This window comes from Kitasatospora sp. NPDC056446 (assembly GCF_042796115.1).
Classification (GTDB): domain Bacteria; phylum Actinomycetota; class Actinomycetes; order Streptomycetales; family Streptomycetaceae; genus Kitasatospora.
In genome coordinates this window covers 1-15,457 of record NZ_JBHTRF010000099.1, presented here as the reverse complement: position 1 = coordinate 15,457, position 15,457 = coordinate 1, and the positions used below count along the sequence as shown (strand labels likewise).

Here is a 15,457-nt window from a genome sequence, read left to right as displayed (position 1 = left end):
TCCAACAGGATAAGGGGCGGGGCGGAGGGGTCGGTCGGAATGTTCCGACCGACCGGCCGGAATAGAGTGGTCGACGGGGGTGTCGTACACCTGGTCGATCGTCTTCTTGTGAGGAACAGCGCATGCGTGCCACCGTGATCCACGGCCCCAACGACATCCGGATCGAGGACGTACCGGACCCGGTGATCCAGCACCCGACGGACGTGGTGCTCCGGGTACTGAACGCCTGTATCTGCGGCAGCGACCTGTGGGCCTACCGCGGTGTGGCGCAGCGGGTGGCCGGGCAGCGGATCGGCCACGAGTTCCTGGGCGTGGTCGAGGAGGCCGGCGCCGAGGTGCGCGGCTTCGCCAAGGGCGACCTGGTGGTCGCGCCGTTCGTCTGGTCGGACGGGACGTGTGATTTCTGTCGCGAGGGCCTCCAGACCTCCTGCCCGCACGGCGGCTTCTGGGGGCAGGTCGGCTCGGACGGCGGCCAGGGCGAGGCGGTGCGGGTGCCGTTCGCGGACGGCACGCTGGTGAAGCTGCCGAAGGACGCGGCGGGTGACGAGAAGCTGCTGCCCGGTCTGCTGGCGCTGTCCGACGTGATGTCGACCGGGCACCATGCGGCGGTCTCGGCGCGGGTGCGCCCGGGGTCGACGGTCGCGGTGGTCGGCGACGGCGCGGTGGGCCTGTGCGGCGTCCTGGCCGCGCACCGGCTGGGCGCGGGCCGGATCATCGCGCTGGGGCGGCACACCGCCCGGACCGAGCTGGCCCGGCGCTTCGGCGCGACCGACGTGGTGGCCGAGCGGGGCGAGGCCGCCGTCGAGGCGGTCAGGGAGCTGACCGGCGGCCTGGGCGCGCACGCGGTGCTGGAGGCGGTCGGTACCGAGGAGTCGATGCGCACGGCCGTGTCGATCGCCAGGGACGGTGGCTCGGTCGGGTACGTCGGGGTGCCGCACGGCGGCAGCGCGGGCGTGGACATCGGTCAGATGTTCGGCCGAAACGTTTCGCTGAACGGCGGCGTCGCGCCGGCCCGCGCATACATCCCGGAACTGCTGCCGGACGTGCTCTCCGGGGCCATCGAGCCCGGCCTGGTCTTCGACCGCACGGTCGACCTGGACGGCGTGCCGGACGGTTACCGGGCGATGGACGACCGCTCGGCACTGAAGGTCCGGATCGCCTTCTGATCCTGACGCATCGTCAAGAGAGGCGGCACCGTTGGTCGGTGCCGCCCCTTTCGCATGTGGCGGAGGAGTCGGGAAGCGATGCGCGTGGCGGTTTTCGGCCATTCGGGTGGTGCGAGGGGGTGAACGGCCGGCTGATCGCGGTCAACCCCTTTCGAGGTGGGCACGACGCTCCTAGCATTGCGCGGCGTCGCCCACGAAAATGTGACGCCCCTCACGTTCGATCGTTCCCCCTGTGTGCCAGCTACGCCGAAGGAGTGAGGAGAGAGAGTGGATTCGCCGCCGATCACCACTTCCGCCACGGAAGTCCAACTCATCGATGACAGCGAGGAGTTCCGTACCCTGCGGCGCTCGTTCCGGAGTTTCGCCTTCCCGGTCACCATCGGCTTCGTGCTCTGGTACCTGCTCTACGTCCTGCTCTCGTGCTACGCGCCCGGGCTGATGCGCACCAAGGTCCTCGGGCACGTCAACGTGGCCCTGCTGCTGGGGCTGCTGCAGTTCGCCAGCACCTTCGTGATCGCCGCCTGGTACGCCCGCTACGCCGACCGGCGGATCGACCCGGCCGCCGCGGCGATCCGCGAGGCGCACGGAGCCGTCGTCCACGCCCCCCGGGAGTCCGCCGAATGACCCTGCTCGCCAGCTCCGCCACCGAGCACCGCGGCCTCACGATGACCCTGTTCGGGGTCTTCGTCCTGGCCACCCTGGTCATCACCGTCTGGGCCGGGCGGCAGAACCGGAGCGCCGCCGACTTCTACACCGGCGGCCGCGGCTTCACCGGATTCCAGAACGGCCTGGCCATCTCCGGCGACTACATGTCCGCCGCCTCCTTCCTCGGCATCGCCGGCCTGATCGCGCTCAACGGCTACGACGGCTTCCTGTACTCGATCGGCTTCCTGGTCGCCTGGCTGGTGGCGCTGCTGCTGATCGCCGAGCCGCTGCGCAACTCCGGCCGGTTCACCATGGCCGACGTGCTCGCGTTCCGGATGAGGCAGCGCCCGGTGCGCACCGCGGCCGGGGTGTCCACCATCGTGGTGTCGATCTTCTACCTGCTCGCCCAGATGGTGGGCGCCGGGGCGCTGGTGGCCCTGCTGCTCGGGGTCCACGGGGACGCCGCGAAGCGCTGGACCATCCTCGCGGTCGGCGCCCTGATGATCATCTACGTGGTGATAGGGGGCATGAAGGGCACCACCTGGGTGCAGATCGTCAAGGCGGTGCTACTGATCGCCGGCGCCGCGCTGATGACCGTCCTGGTGCTCGCCAAGTACCACTTCAACCCCTCGGAACTGCTCGGCGCCGCCGCCTCCGCGAGCGGCAAGGGCTCGGCCTTCCTCGAACCCGGCCTGAAGTACGGGGCCAGCGACACCTCCAAGCTCGACTTCATCAGCCTGGGGATCGCGCTGGTGCTCGGCACCGCCGGGCTGCCGCACATCCTGGTCCGCTTCTACACCGTGCCCACCGCCAAGGCGGCCCGGAAGTCGGTGCTCTGGGCGATCGGCATCATCGGCGTCTTCTACCTGATGACCCTGGCGCTCGGCTTCGGCGCGGCGGCCCTGGTCGGCCGCGGCGGCATGGTGGCCGTCGAGGGCAAGACGCCGTCCGGGAACACCGCCGCGCCGCTGCTCGCCGAGCAGCTGGGCGGCGGGGCCGGCACCACCGGCGGGGCGGTCATGCTCGCGGTGATCTCGGCGGTCGCCTTCGCCACCATCCTGGCCGTGGTCGCCGGTCTCACCCTGGCCTCCTCGGCCTCCTTCGCGCACGACCTGTATGCCAACGTGATCCGGCGCGGCAAGGTCGGCGAGCGGGAGGAGGTGCTGTCGGCGAAGTGGGCGGCCGTGGCGATCGGCGCGGTCGCCATCGTGCTCAGCCTCTACGCGGGCAAGCTCAGCACCGCCGCCCTGGTGGCGCTGGCCTTCGCGGTGGCCGCCTCGGCGAACCTGCCGACCCTGCTCTACTCGCTGTTCTGGAAGCGCTTCACGACGGCGGGCGCGGTCAGCTCGGTCTACGCCGGCCTGATCTCCTCGGTAGTGCTGGTGGTCTTCTCCCCGGTGCTCTCCGGGGGCAAGAACTCGCTCTTCCAAGGCGTGGACTTCCACTGGTTCCCCCTGGAGAACCCGGGCCTGGTCTCCATCCCGGTCGGCTTCCTGGCCGGCTGGCTCGGCACCGTGCTCTCCAGTGAGCGCGCCGACCCGGAGAAGTACGCTGAACTGGAGGTCCGCTCGCTGACCGGGCTGGGCGCCCACTGATCATCCCGCGATGACTATGCTGGCCCGGCCCGCCGTGACGGTGGCCGGGCCGGCCGCATCTCGGGAAGGACGCACGTGCTGCTCGACACCTTCGGACGACAGGCCGTCGACCTGCGGGTCTCCCTCACGGACCGGTGCAACCTGCGCTGCACCTACTGCATGCCGGAGGAAGGCCTCCAGTGGCTGGCCAAGCCGGACCTGCTGACCGACGAGGAGATCGTCCGGCTGGTCACGGTCGCCGTGCGCGACCTCGGCGTCCGCGAGGTCCGCTTCACCGGCGGCGAGCCGCTGCTGCGCCCCGGACTGGTCGCCGTCGTCGCCGCCTGCTCGGAGCTGGAGCCGCGCCCCGAGCTCTCGCTGACCACCAACGGCATCGGGCTGGCCCGGACCGCGACGGCACTGCGCGAGGCCGGGCTCGACCGGGTCAACGTCTCGCTGGACACCCTCGACCCCGAGGTCTTCCACACCCTCACCCGCCGCCGTCGCCACCAGGACGTGCTGGACGGACTGGCCGCCGCCGAGGCCGCCGGGCTGACGCCGGTGAAGCTGAACACGGTGCTGATGCGCGGGGTCAACGACCACGAGGCCGCCGACCTGCTGGCCTGGTGCCTGGAGCGGGGCTACGAGCTGCGCTTCATCGAGCAGATGCCGCTGGACGCCCAGCACGGCTGGGACCGTACGTCGATGGTCACCGCGGAGGAGATCCTCGAACGGCTCCGCGCCCGCTTCGCGCTCACCCCGGAACCGTCCACCCGCCGGGGCGCGGCGCCCGCCGAGCGCTGGGTGGTGGACGGCGGCCCCGGCCGGGTGGGCGTGATCGCCTCGGTCACCCGGCCGTTCTGCCGCGCCTGCGACCGGACCCGGCTCACCGCCGACGGCCAGGTCCGCAACTGCCTCTTCGCCACCGGCGAGACGGACCTGCGGACCGCGCTGCGCTCGGGGGCGGACGACGCCGAACTGGCCGCGCTGTGGCGGACGGCGATGTGGGGCAAGAAGGCCGGGGCCGGGATCGACGATCCGGAGTTCCTCCAGCCCGAGCGGCCGATGTCCGCGATCGGCGGCTAGCGCGGCGGGCGGCGGGCGGCGGGCGGCTGCCGGGGTGCCGGCGGTAGGGGTGCCGGGGGGCGGGCGTCAGGCCGGGGTGCCGGGCTGCTCGGCGTCCTCGGGGGTCCAGTCGGCGAAGGCGACGACCTCCTTGAGGAAGCCGCGCACGCCCAGGAACTGGGACAGGTGCTCGCGGTGCCCGTCGCAGGCGAGCCAGGTCTTGCGGCGGTCCGGGGTGTGCAGCTTCGGGTTGTTCCACACCAGCACCCAGCCGGCGTCGGCCCGGCAGCCCTTGGCGGAGCAGATCGGCGTCTGCGGGGTGTCCATCGGGCCGTCCTCAGCGGTAGCGGGTGGGTCTGCACCGCCAGTCTGTCACGCCCGGTCGTTCCGGCCGGGGCCGGGCATGGCGACGCCGGGCAGCCACGGGGGGAGCCGCCCGGCGTCGGTCCGTCGCTCCGACGGGGGATGCGGAGCGCGTACGCAGTATGTCACGCCACGACCCCGGGATGGGGAGGTCTTGCATGATTAATCTGAGCTTCTTTTGAGCTTTTGTCGAGACCGGCCGGGGTGAACCCGGGTGAAACGGACGGTCAGTCCACGTCCTGTGAAGGACCGGTGGGAGCAGCCTTTGCCTCTCCTGTACCGGCCGCACCGGTGGCACCGGCTGTCGCGCCCGCCCCACCCGTCCCACCGGGGCCGAGCATCAGCGGGGTGCCCAGCGGGATGTCGAAGGTGCTCGGCAGGCCCGGGGCCCGCTCCCGGCCCGCGTTGGCGACCAGGACCGCGAAGTACGGCAGCAGGACGGCGCCCGCCAGTGCCGCGAACGCCAGCCAGCGCTGGACGTCCCACAGCACCACCGCGAGCAGCACGCAGACCGTGCGGAGCAGCATCGAGATGACGTAGCGGCGCTGGCGGCCCCGGACGTCCTCGCTGAGGCTGCTGCGCGCCCCGGTGATCCGGAAGACCCGCCCGTCGTCGGCGCTCTTGCCCATGTGTCCTACCGCCCTCGTCACGCTCCCGCGCGCCTGGCCGCGCGGCCTCCTCACGGTACGCCCGGACGGTCGCGGCGACGAGACCGGGTGGGCCGGACCCACCCGGTCGGGTAGCCGAAGGGCCTGTCCGGCGGAGCGGACAGGCCCTTCGGTCGCGCGGCCCCCGGCCGTGCCGGCGCTACGAGCGTCGGTGCTGTGAGCGTCGACGCCGCGAGCGCCGCCTACGAGCGCCGGGAGAGGTACTGCGGGGGGACGGTGTCGGTCAGCCAGACGCCGTTCTCGCTGAGCCGGAACTCGTGGCCGGCGGCCGCCATCGCGGCCGCGTTCACCGTCAGCACGACCGGGCGGCCGTGCCGGGCGCCGACCCCGGTGGCCGTCTCGGTGTCCGCCGAGAGGTGGACGTCCCGGCGGGTCATCGGGCGCAGGCCCTCGCGGAAGATCGCCGCCAGGTGGCGGTCCGCGGTGCCGTGGTAGAGCACGTGGGGCGGCGCGGCGGCGGCCAGGCCGAGGTCGACCGTCAGCGTGTGGCCCTGGTTGGCGCGGATCGAGAGACCGTCCGGGGAGTAGCCGAAGCGGCGCTTGTTGTTGGTGGCCACGACGTGGTCCAGCTCGGGCCGGGTGAGCGGCCTGCCCTTCGCGCTGAGCGCGGCGAGCAGTTCGTCGACCCGGACCCAGCCGGCCTCGTCCAGCGTGACCCCCACCAGTCCGGGCTCGTGACGCAGGATCCGCGACAGCATCCTGCTCGACCTGACCAGCCGTTTCTCGTCCATCATGTCTCTCGTATCCCCCGTCGGTCAGTGGCTAAGAGGCCTGGCTGACCGAACTCATGTTGAAGTCCGCGACACGCACGGGTGGCATCGCGGTGCGGGTGAAGTAGTCGCTCCACTCGCGGGGCAGGCAGCGTTCGGTGCGGCCCACCTCGGTGATCCGGTCGAGCAGGTCCACCGGGGACTCGTTGAACCGGAAGTTGTTGACCGCGCCGACGACCTCGCCGTTCTCCACCAGGTAGACGCCGTCCCGGGTGAGGCCGGTGAGCAGCAGCGTCGCCGGGTCCACCTCGCGGATGTACCAGAGGCAGGTGAGCAGCAGGCCGCGTTCGGTGCGGGCGATCATCTCGTCCAGGGTCGGCGCGGACTCCTGGTCGGCGCTCTCCAGGACGAGGTTGTCGATGGCCGGGCGCACCGGCAGGCCGGTCAGGCCGGCCGAGTGGCGGCTGGTGACCAGCTCGTTCAGCACGCCCTCGCGGATCCACTCGGTGGCGCCGATCGGCTCGCCGTTGTCGAAGACCGAGACGTCGCCGCCGGTCGAGTGGGTGAGCACGAACGGCGGGGTCTGGAGGCCGGGCTCGGCCGGGTCGGAGCGCAGCGTCAGCGGCTGCCCGCTGAGCTTGTCGCCGATCCGGGTGCCGCCGCCGGGCTTGGAGAACACCGTCCGGCCCTCGTGGGCGTCCCGGCCGCCGGAGGACCAGCTGAGGTAGACCATCAGGTCGGCCACGGCCGAGGGCGGCAGCAGCGTCTCGTAGCGGCCGGCCGGCAGGTCCACCTTGCGGGCGCCCCAGCCGAGGCGCTTGGTCAGCTCGGTGTGCAGGGCGGTGACGTCGATGTCGGTGAAGTCGCGGGTGGCGGCGCCGACCCAGGCCGAACCGGACAGGTCGGCGGTCTTGGCGTTGATCTCGACCATGCCGGTGGGCTGGTCGTGGCGCAGCCGCAGGCCGGTGGAGCTGCCCAGGTAGCTGGAGGTCAGCTCGTACCGGGCGAAGCCGTACAGCAGCTCGCCCTGGGCCGCGGCGCGGGCGAAGGCCTCGCCGAGGGCCGGGCCGAAGGCGTCGAAGACCGCGATGGAGGTCTCCGCGGGCGGCTCGGTGAAGTCCGGCGAGGACGGCCGGTCGGCGACCAGCGGCTGGGCGTCCTCGGCCGGGCCGGCCGCGCGGGCGGCCTCCTCGGCGGCCCGCACCAGGTCCTCGACCTCCTCCGGGGTGACGGCCTCGCGGGAGACCACGCCGGAGGCGGTGCCCTCGGCGCCGGCCACCGTGGCGATCACGGTCAGCCGGCGGCCCCGGGTGACGCCGTTGGTGGTCAGGGCGTTGCCGGCCCAGCGCAGGTTGGCGGTGGACTCCTCGTCGGCGATCACCACGCAGCCGTCGGCGCGGGAGAAGCCGAGCGCCAGCTCGACGATGTCGTGGGGCTGCATCGCGGTCATCAGTGACCCGCCTCCTGCTGGGTGTTGAGCACGTTGACGTTCCGGAACAGCGCCGACGGGCAGCCGTGGCTGACCGCGGCGGTCTGGCCGGGCTGCGCCTTTCCGCAGTTGAAGGCGCCGCCGAGGACGTAGGTCTGCGGGCCGCCGACCGCGGCCATCGAGCCCCAGAAGTCGGTGGTGGTGGCCTGGTAGGCGAAGTCCTTGACCTGGCCCGCGAGTTCGCCGTTCTTGATGGCGTAGGCGCGCTGGCCGGTGAACTGGAAGTTGTAGCGCTGCATGTCGATGGACCAGGAGCGGTCGCCGACGATGTAGAGGCCGTTCTCCACCCCGGCGAACAGGCCCTCGGTGTCCGGTCCGCCGGCGGCGGGGCTGAGCGAGACGTTGGCCATCCGCTGCACCGGGACGTGCGCCGGGGAGTCCGCGAAGGAGCAGCCGTTGGAACGCTCGAAGCCCTTCAACTTGGCCATGCCACGGTCCAGTTGGTAGCCGACCAGGGTGCCGTCCTTGATCAGGTCCCAGGACTGGGTGGCGACGCCCTCGTCGTCGTAGCCGATGGTCGACAGGCCGTGCTCGGCGGTGCGGTCGCCGGTGACGTGCATCAGGTCGGAGCCGTACTCCAGCGTGCCGAGCCGGTCGAAGGTGGCGAAGGAGGTGCCGGCGTAGGCGGCCTCGTAGCCGAGCGCGCGGTCCAGCTCGGTGGCGTGGCCGATCGACTCGTGGATGGTCAGCCAGAGGTTGGACGGGTCGATGACCAGGTCGTACCGGCCGGCCCGGACGCTCGGGGCCTTCATCTTCTCGGCCAGCAGGCCGGGCAGCTCGGCGAGTTCGGCGTCCCAGTCCCAGCCGGTGCCGGTCAGGTACTCGAAGCCGCGGCCGACCGGCGGGGCGAGGGTGCGCATCGAGTCGAAGGCGCCGGTGCGCTCGTCGACCGAGGTGGCCTCCAGGTCCGAGTGCAGCCGGATCCGCTGCTGGGTGGTGACGGTGCCCGCGGTGTCCGCGTAGAACTTGTTCTCCTGGACGGTCAGCAGGGCGGCCTGGACGTGCGAGACGCCGTCGGCGGCCAGCAGCCGGGCGCTGCGCTCGGCGAGCAGCGCCGTCTTCTCGGCGTCCGGCACCTCGAAGGGGTTGACCTCGTACGAGGAGACCCAGGTGACGTCCCGGTGGACCGGCTCGGCGGCCAGCTCGACGCGCTCGGCGGTGCCGGCGGCCCGGCTGATCCCGCCGGAGAGGCGGGCCACCGCGACGGCCTGCTCGGCGACCCGGGCCGCGGCGGCCGGGGTGAGGTCGACGCCGGAGGCGAAGCCCCAGGCGCCGTCCAGCAGGACCCGGACGGCGAAGCCGAGCTGGACGCTGTCGGAGGTGCCGGCCGGGCGGGCGTCGCGCAGCCGCCAGGAGGCGCTGCGGATCCGCTCCAGGCGGAAGTCGGCGTGGCCCGCGCCCAGTTCGCGGGCCCGGGTGAGGGCGGCGTCGGCCAGCGGGCGCAGCGGCAGGGCCAGGAACAGCGGGTCGACGGCGCGCCCGTGCGGGGCGCCGACGCGGTCGGCCGGAGGGATCGGAGGCAATCGGGCTCCCAGGTCGCGGTGGGTGGCGGTGCGGCGCCACAGGGGCGCCCGCACCGCATCATTTCCCGTCCACCGGGTTTCCGGCCAGTGCATTTCGACCGGTGCGCTGCGGTTTCGGCCAGGAGTGTCCCCCCGGCCGACCCGGTCGCGCGGGCGGTCAGCCGACCGACTCCCACCAGCCGTCGAGCTCCGGCGGGCTGTCGACGTCCACCCGCTCGCCGGGGCGCGGCACGGCCAGCGGCACGGCGTGCTCCTTGGCCTCCTTCACCAGCCGCTCGATCGGCTCGGACCACGGGTGCAGACCGAGGTTGAAGGTGCACCAGTGGACCGGCACCAGCAGGCCGGCGGCCAGGTCCCGGTGGGCGAGGACGGCGTCCTCGGGGGTCATGTGGATGTCCGCCCAGGCCGGGTCGTAGGCGCCGATCTGGACCAGCGCGGCGTCGAACGGCCCGTGCTGCTCGCCGATCCGGGCGTAGCCCTCGAAGTAGCCGGAGTCGCCGGTGTAGAAGACCCTGCGGTTCGGGCCGGCGATCACCCAGGAGCCCCACAGGGTGGTGTTGCGGGTCAGGCCGCGGCCGGAGAAGTGGTGCGCGGCGGTCAGGGTGAGCACCAGCTCGCCCAGGTTGCAGGTCTCGTCCCAGTCCAGCTCGATGATCCGGTGCTCGGGGACGCCCCAGCGGCGCAGGTGGGCGCCGATGCCGAGCGGCACCGCGAAGGGCGCGGACTGGCTGCGCACCAGGCGCTTGACCGTCGCCATGTCCAGGTGGTCGTAGTGGTCGTGCGAGATCAGCACCGCGTCGACCTGCGGCAGCTCCTCCAGCTCCACCGGCACCGGGTGCAGCCGCTTGGGGCCGATGTGCGCGGCGGGGGAGCAGCGGTCGCTCCAGATCGGGTCGAGCAGCACCCGGAAGCCCTCGACCTCCACCAGGACGGAGGCGTGCCCGTACCAGGTGATCTCCACGCCCTCGGCGGCCGGGCCCGGCGGGGTGGCGGGGCGGACGGTCGGCACCGGGTTGGCCGGGACGCGGCCGGCCCGCTCGAAGAGCATCCGGCGGGCGGTGGCGCCGTCGAAGCCGGGGGCTCCGGTGCTGCGGGCGAGCGTGGAGGGCGCGTTGTGGAAGACGCCGTCGCGGTACTGCGGGGAGTTGCGCACCCGCTCCTCGCGCTCGCCGTCCGGCCGCCGCCCGAACGCCGCCGGCAGGTCGCGCAGCGACCAGGCGGCCGCGCCGAGGCCGGCCGCGAGGGCGGTGAGGGCCAGCAGTCGTCCGCGTCGGTGGGTGCTCCGGGGCCGTGCCTTGGTCATCCGCTCTGCCTTCGTCGCTCGCCGGGATGGTCGGGGATCGGTCCGGTCGGTCCCGGGCCGGCCGTCACCACGGGGGCAACGGGTCGGCCCGCCCGTGTTGTTCCCGCACAGTAGTCCCGATCCGGGCGGCCCCCGGGCCCGGGGAGGTGTCGCCGGGCAGGGATGCCGAGGTGGGGGCGGATTGTCGGATTGCGACAGTTCCTTCGGTGCGGCGCTGTGGGAGCCCGATGCGCCGCCACCGCCGACCGCCCGATAGCGTCACACTGCGTACGCGTTCCGACGTACGTGCTCACACACGGAGAGAGGTGGATCGTTGAGCCGCTCGGTTCTCGTCACCGGAGGAAACCGGGGCATCGGCCTCGCGATCGCCCAGGCCTTCGCCGAAGCGGGCGACAAGGTCGCCATCACCAGCCGCTCGGGCGAGGTGCCCGAGGCCCTGGAGAAGTACGACGTCCTCGCGGTCCGCTGCGACATCACGGACGCCGCCCAGGTCGACGCGGCGTTCACCGAGATCGAGCAGAAGCACGGTGCGGTCGAGGTGCTGGTCGCCAACGCGGGCATCACCAAGGACACCCTGCTGCTGCGCATGTCGGAGGAGGACTTCACCTCCGTCGTGGACACCAACCTGACCGGCACCTTCCGGGTGGTCAAGCGCGCCTCCAAGCTGATGATGCGCGCCCGCAAGGGCCGCGTCGTGCTGATCTCCTCCGTGGTGGGCCTGTCCGGCTCCCCGGGCCAGGCCAACTACGCCGCCTCCAAGGCCGGCCTGGTGGGCTTCGCCCGGTCGCTGGCGCGCGAGCTCGGCCCGCGCAACATCACCGTCAACGTGGTCGCCCCCGGCTTCGTCGACACCGACATGACCGCCGTGCTCAGCGACGAGCGCCGCGCGGAGATCGTCGCGGACGTGCCGCTGGGCCGTTACGCGGCGCCCGCCGAGGTCGCGTCCACTGTGCGGTTCCTCGGGTCGGACGAGGCCGCGTACATCACCGGAGCCGTCATTCCCGTCGACGGCGGATTGGGCATGGGCCACTGATCATGAGCGGAATCCTCGAAGGCAAGCGGATCCTGATCACGGGTGTGCTGATGGAGTCCTCCATCGCCTTCCACACCGCGAGGCTCGCGCAGGAGCAGGGCGCGGAGATCATCCTCACCGCCTTCCCGCGCCCGAGCCTGACCGAGCGGATCGCCAAGAAGCTGCCGAAGCCGGTCACCGTGCTGTCGCTGGACGTCTCCAGCACCGAGGACCTCGCCGGCATCGCCGACCAGGTCCGCGAGCACCTGCCGACCCTGGACGGCATCGTCCATTCGATCGGCTTCGCCCCGCAGGACGCCCTGGGCGGCAACTTCCTGGACACCCCGTGGGAGTCCGTGGCCACCGCGATGCACGTCTCGGCGTACTCGCTGAAGTCGCTGACCATGGCGCTGCTGCCGCTGATGCAGGACGGCGGCTCGGTGGTCGGCCTGACCTTCGACGCGCAGTTCGCCTGGCCGCAGTACGACTGGATGGGCCCGGCCAAGGCCGCCCTGGAGTCGACCAACCGCTACATGGCGCGCTACCTGGGCGAGCGGAACATCCGCTGCAACCTGGTCTCGGCCGGTCCGATCGGTTCGATGGCCGCCAAGTCCATCCCGGGCTTCGGCGACCTCGCCGACACCTGGAACCACCGCTCGCCGCTGAAGTGGGACCTGAGCGACCCGGAGCCGGCCGGCCGCGGTGTCGTCGCGCTGCTGTCGGACTGGTTCCCGAAGACCACCGGTGAGATCGTCCACGTCGACGGCGGTCTGCACGCCATCGGCGCCTGACCCTCCGCCCGTACGCCGCTGCCCGGCACCCCTTCCACGGGGGTGCCGGGCAGCGGCGTTCCGCGTGACCGGGGGGTCGGCCGGGAGGCCCGGTCGGCTCAGGCCTCGGCCGTCGCGCAGGCGCCGATGGCGCGGCCGGCCTCGACCGAGGCGCGCTGGGCGTCGCCCGCCCGGATGGCGTCCAGGATGGTGTCGTGGCCGATGTAGCGCTCGGCGATCAGCTCCGGTCCGACGTCGTGCCGCAGGTGCTCGCGGGTGACCTCGCCGAGGTCGGCGTAGACGGCGAGCAGCACGTCGTTGTGGGCGGCGGCCACCACGGCCTGGTGGAAGGCGGCGTCGGCCTGGACAAAGTCCTCGGCGTCGCCGGAGTGCCAGGCGGCCTCCCGGCGGCCCAGCGCGTTGTCCAGCAGCTCCAGGTCGCGGTCGGTGCGGCGCAGGGCGGCCAGGCCGGCCGCCGAGGTCTCCAGGGCCGTCCGCAGTTCGGCGACCTGGGCCTGTTCGGCGTCGGCGAAGCGGCGGTGCATCACCCCGGCCAGTTCGCTGGTGGCCAGCACGTAGGTGCCGGAGCCCTGCCGGATGTCGAGCAGTCCGTTGTGGGCGAGGGCCCGGACGGCCTCGCGGACGGTGTTGCGGGCGACGCCCAGCTGTTCGACCAGGGCGGCCTCGGTGGGGATGCGCGACCCGACCGGCCACTCCCCGGACGTGATCTGGGCGCGCAGCTGTGCGATCACCTGGTCGGACAGCGGGGTGCGCCTCGGCGAGGACAGCGCCACGGTGACTCCTTGCGACTACGGCTCGGGTGGGGCCTGGGGTGGAAGGTGGCCGGTGGATGAACGGTCGGCACATCATGCCAATTCCGAGGTGCATCAATTCATCCCATCATTCTATGATGGCGCACATGCCCGCAGCAGACACCTCCGCCTCCCCTCGGAACGAGGCCCGGCCGCAGACCGAACGGCCCGCCGGATCCGCCCCGTCCACCCCCTCCGCCAAGTACCTCGGCGTGCTGTTCGCCGTCGCGATCGCGGCCGCCGCCTTCAACCTGCGCCCCGTGGTCACCAGCCTCGGGCCGCTGCTCGACCAGGTCCGCACCGACCTGGGGATGAACCCCACCCTCGCCGGGCTGCTCACCGCGGTGCCCTCGCTCTGCTTCGGGCTGTTCGGCTTCGCCGCTCCCACGATGGCCCGGCGGATCGGCCCGATCGCGGTGATCACCGCGGGCATGGGCGCGATCACCGCGGGCGTCCTGGCCCGCTCCTTCGCCGGCGGCACCGCGGTGTTCCTGCTGCTGACCGCGCTCGCGCTGGCCGGTGTGGCCGTCTCCAACGTGCTGATCCCGGTGGTCATCAAGCGGTACTTCCCGGAGAAGGTCGGTCCGATGATCGGCCTCTATTCGATGGCGCTGTCCGCCGGCACCTCGCTGGCCGCCGCCGTCACCGTGCCGCTGACCGGCGCCCTCGGCGGCGACTGGCGCTACGGCCTGGGCGTCTGGGCCGGCCTGGGCGCGCTCGCCCTGCTGCTCTGGCTGCCGGTGCTGATCGCCAAGCGCGAGCGCGGCGAGCGGGCGGGCGGCGCCGCCGCCCCGGTCAGGCTGCCGATCACCCGCAGCCGTACGGCCTGGGCACTGGCCTGCTTCTTCGGCCTCCAGGCCACCGGCGCGTACGTGGTGATGGGCTGGCTGCCGAAGATCTTCCAGGACTCCGGCATCGACAAGGGCACCTCCGGGGTGCTGCTCGCGGTCACCATGGTGATCGGCGTGCCGGTCTCCTACGTGCTGCCCAACCTGGCCGCCCGGCGTGGCGACCAGCGGCTGTTCGTCGTCGTGCTGGCCTCCTTCGGCATCGCCGGGTACGCCGGGCTGGCGCTCGCCCCGGCCGCCGCGCCGTGGGTCTGGGCGGTCCTGGTGGGCCTGTCCAACTGCGCCTTCCCGCTGGTGCTGACCATGATCGGGCTGCGCGCCCGGACCGCGGGCGGGGTGGCCCAGCTGTCCGCCTTCGCCCAGGGCGTCGGCTACCTGATCTCCATCCCCGGCCCGATCCTGATCGGCCGGATCTACCAGGTCACCGGCGAGTGGTACTGGCCGCTGGGCTTCCTGGCGCTGCTGCTGGTGCCGCAGATGCTGTTCGGCCTGCGGGCCGCGATGGCGCGGCACATCGAGGACGAGGCGGTCCACCCGGCGGAGCGGGCCGCGGCCTGACGGCTCCCGGACCGGACAGCCGGGGCCGGGGTCGGGCCGGGGAAAGGTCAAGGCCCCGGCCCGCAAGGTCAAGGCCCGGCCAAGGCGGCGGGGCCACCGGCGGACGGGCGTGTCAGGGATGGGAGAATCCCGGCATGCCCGTTCTCGACCCCAATCCGACCGACGGCCGCAAGCAGCTCGGCCGTATCGCCCTGGCGTTCGCCGCCATCGTCGTGCTGGTGGCGGTCATCGCCACCATCGCCACCTCGATGGGCTGACCGCCGTCCGGCCGCCGTCCGCCGCTCCGGTGGACGGGGCGTGACGGCACCCGACCCCCCTGGGAGTGGCGGCAACCGGGAGCGCCGCGCCCCCGGACGGCTTTTCTGCCAAGCTTGCTGGGTATGAGCGCCGACACGCCCCGCAGGATCATCGTTCTCCGCCACGCCAAGGCCGACTGGCCCAACGGCGTGGACGACCACGAGCGGCCGCTGGCCGACCGGGGCCGTCACCAGGCCCCGGACGCCGGCCGCTGGCTGGTCGACTCCGGCATCAACCCCGACTACGTGCTCTGCTCCACGGCCCTGCGCACCCGCGAGACCTGGAAGCTGGCGGCGCACGAGCTGCCCAAGCGGGCCCGCAAGACCGTGTACGAGGACCGGGTCTACGAGGCCAGCCCCGGCGAGATCATCGCGGTCCTCCAGGAGACCCCGGAGGAGTACGCCGACCTGGTGCTGGTCGGCCACAACCCCGGCGTGCTGGGCCTGACCCAGATCCTGGCCGGGGACGCGGGCGACCGGGACGCGCTGGAGCGGCTGCGGCTCGGCGGCTTCCCGACGGCGGCGATCGCGGTGCTCAGCTTCGGCGGCTCCTGGAAGGGCGTCGAGCCGGGCATGGCCGAGCTGGTCTCGTACCACACCCCGCAGGACTGACCCCGGACGTACGTGAGGGGCGCGCGGCCAGGTCCGCGCGCCC

General features: G+C 72.8%; 16 protein-coding genes. 9 read left to right on the top strand and 7 right to left on the bottom strand.

The window, feature by feature from the left end:
• Positions 1-122 precede the first annotated feature (122 nt).
• From ACFQ6N_RS36300 to moaA, 4 genes are all read left to right on the top strand, one after another.
• Positions 123-1,166 carry a zinc-dependent alcohol dehydrogenase family protein gene (locus ACFQ6N_RS36300; RefSeq protein WP_380658347.1) on the top strand — a complete coding sequence of 348 codons (1,044 nt, stop codon included), beginning with the start codon at positions 123-125 and terminating at the stop codon, positions 1,164-1,166.
• Between the two features lie 267 nt (positions 1,167-1,433).
• Positions 1,434-1,790 (top strand): DUF485 domain-containing protein, encoded by a 357-nt coding sequence (locus ACFQ6N_RS36295; protein ID WP_380658345.1) that lies wholly within the window; start codon positions 1,434-1,436, stop codon positions 1,788-1,790.
• Positions 1,787-3,406 carry a cation acetate symporter gene (locus tag ACFQ6N_RS36290; RefSeq protein WP_380658343.1) on the top strand — a complete coding sequence of 540 codons (1,620 nt, stop codon included), beginning with the start codon at positions 1,787-1,789 and terminating at the stop codon, positions 3,404-3,406. Before ACFQ6N_RS36295 ends, ACFQ6N_RS36290 begins: the two co-directional genes overlap by 4 nt.
• Positions 3,407-3,481: 75 nt before the next feature.
• Positions 3,482-4,471 (top strand): GTP 3',8-cyclase MoaA, encoded by a 990-nt coding sequence (gene moaA / locus ACFQ6N_RS36285; RefSeq protein WP_380658341.1) that lies wholly within the window; start codon positions 3,482-3,484, stop codon positions 4,469-4,471.
• Positions 4,472-4,537: 66 nt separating this feature from the next.
• On the opposite strand, the gene ACFQ6N_RS36280 is transcribed toward moaA, so the two are convergent.
• The 6 genes from ACFQ6N_RS36280 to ACFQ6N_RS36255 all read right to left on the bottom strand — a co-directional run bounded on the left by ACFQ6N_RS36280 (position 4,538) and on the right by ACFQ6N_RS36255 (position 10,506).
• On the bottom strand, positions 4,538-4,777 hold the full coding sequence (locus tag ACFQ6N_RS36280; RefSeq protein WP_380658339.1) for a hypothetical protein: 240 nt from the start codon (positions 4,775-4,777) through the stop codon (positions 4,538-4,540).
• 263 nt (positions 4,778-5,040) lie between these two features.
• Positions 5,041-5,442, bottom strand: coding sequence for a DUF3099 domain-containing protein (locus tag ACFQ6N_RS36275; RefSeq protein WP_380658338.1), 402 nt, complete (start codon positions 5,440-5,442; stop codon positions 5,041-5,043).
• 221 nt (positions 5,443-5,663) lie between these two features.
• Positions 5,664-6,212 (bottom strand): RNA 2'-phosphotransferase, encoded by a 549-nt coding sequence (locus ACFQ6N_RS36270; RefSeq protein ID WP_380658371.1) that lies wholly within the window; start codon positions 6,210-6,212, stop codon positions 5,664-5,666.
• A 31-nt stretch (positions 6,213-6,243) separates the two neighbouring features.
• Positions 6,244-7,641, bottom strand: a complete 1,398-nt coding sequence (locus ACFQ6N_RS36265) for a metallopeptidase TldD-related protein (RefSeq protein WP_380658336.1) — start codon at positions 7,639-7,641, stop codon at positions 6,244-6,246.
• Entirely contained in the window at positions 7,641-9,203 is a 1,563-nt protein-coding gene (locus tag ACFQ6N_RS36260) for a TldD/PmbA family protein (RefSeq protein WP_380658334.1), read from the bottom strand. Before ACFQ6N_RS36260 ends, ACFQ6N_RS36265 begins: the two co-directional genes overlap by 1 nt.
• Before the next feature lie 157 nt (positions 9,204-9,360).
• The gene (locus ACFQ6N_RS36255) at positions 9,361-10,506 is read right to left on the bottom strand and encodes an MBL fold metallo-hydrolase (RefSeq protein WP_380658332.1); all 1,146 of its coding nucleotides are present in this window, start codon (positions 10,504-10,506) and stop codon (positions 9,361-9,363) included.
• Positions 10,507-10,819: 313 nt separating this feature from the next.
• Here ACFQ6N_RS36255 and fabG point away from each other — a divergent pair, with 313 nt between their 5' ends.
• Together fabG and fabI are read left to right on the top strand one after the other, a co-directional pair.
• Positions 10,820-11,539: a 3-oxoacyl-[acyl-carrier-protein] reductase gene (gene fabG / locus ACFQ6N_RS36250; protein WP_380658330.1), complete on the top strand. Its 720-nt coding sequence runs from the start codon at positions 10,820-10,822 to the stop codon at positions 11,537-11,539.
• 2 nt (positions 11,540-11,541) lie between these two features.
• The gene (gene fabI, locus ACFQ6N_RS36245; protein ID WP_380658329.1) at positions 11,542-12,309 is read left to right on the top strand and encodes an enoyl-ACP reductase FabI; all 768 of its coding nucleotides are present in this window, start codon (positions 11,542-11,544) and stop codon (positions 12,307-12,309) included.
• 98 nt (positions 12,310-12,407) lie between these two features.
• Here fabI and ACFQ6N_RS36240 read toward each other — a convergent pair whose 3' ends face one another.
• The gene (locus ACFQ6N_RS36240; RefSeq protein WP_380658327.1) at positions 12,408-13,082 is read right to left on the bottom strand and encodes a FadR/GntR family transcriptional regulator; all 675 of its coding nucleotides are present in this window, start codon (positions 13,080-13,082) and stop codon (positions 12,408-12,410) included.
• A 116-nt stretch (positions 13,083-13,198) separates the two neighbouring features.
• Between ACFQ6N_RS36240 and ACFQ6N_RS36235 the strand changes: the two genes are divergently transcribed.
• The 3 genes from ACFQ6N_RS36235 (at position 13,199) to ACFQ6N_RS36225 (ending at position 15,414) form a co-directional block, all read left to right on the top strand.
• The gene (locus tag ACFQ6N_RS36235) at positions 13,199-14,506 is read left to right on the top strand and encodes an MFS transporter (protein WP_380658326.1); all 1,308 of its coding nucleotides are present in this window, start codon (positions 13,199-13,201) and stop codon (positions 14,504-14,506) included.
• A 134-nt stretch (positions 14,507-14,640) separates the two neighbouring features.
• Positions 14,641-14,763 carry an SGM_5486 family transporter-associated protein gene (locus ACFQ6N_RS36230; RefSeq protein ID WP_380658325.1) on the top strand — a complete coding sequence of 41 codons (123 nt, stop codon included), beginning with the start codon at positions 14,641-14,643 and terminating at the stop codon, positions 14,761-14,763.
• Between the two features lie 123 nt (positions 14,764-14,886).
• A complete protein-coding gene (locus ACFQ6N_RS36225; protein WP_380658323.1) occupies positions 14,887-15,414 on the top strand; it encodes a SixA phosphatase family protein in 528 nt (175 codons plus the stop codon).
• The last annotated feature ends 43 nt before the right edge of the window (positions 15,415-15,457 follow it).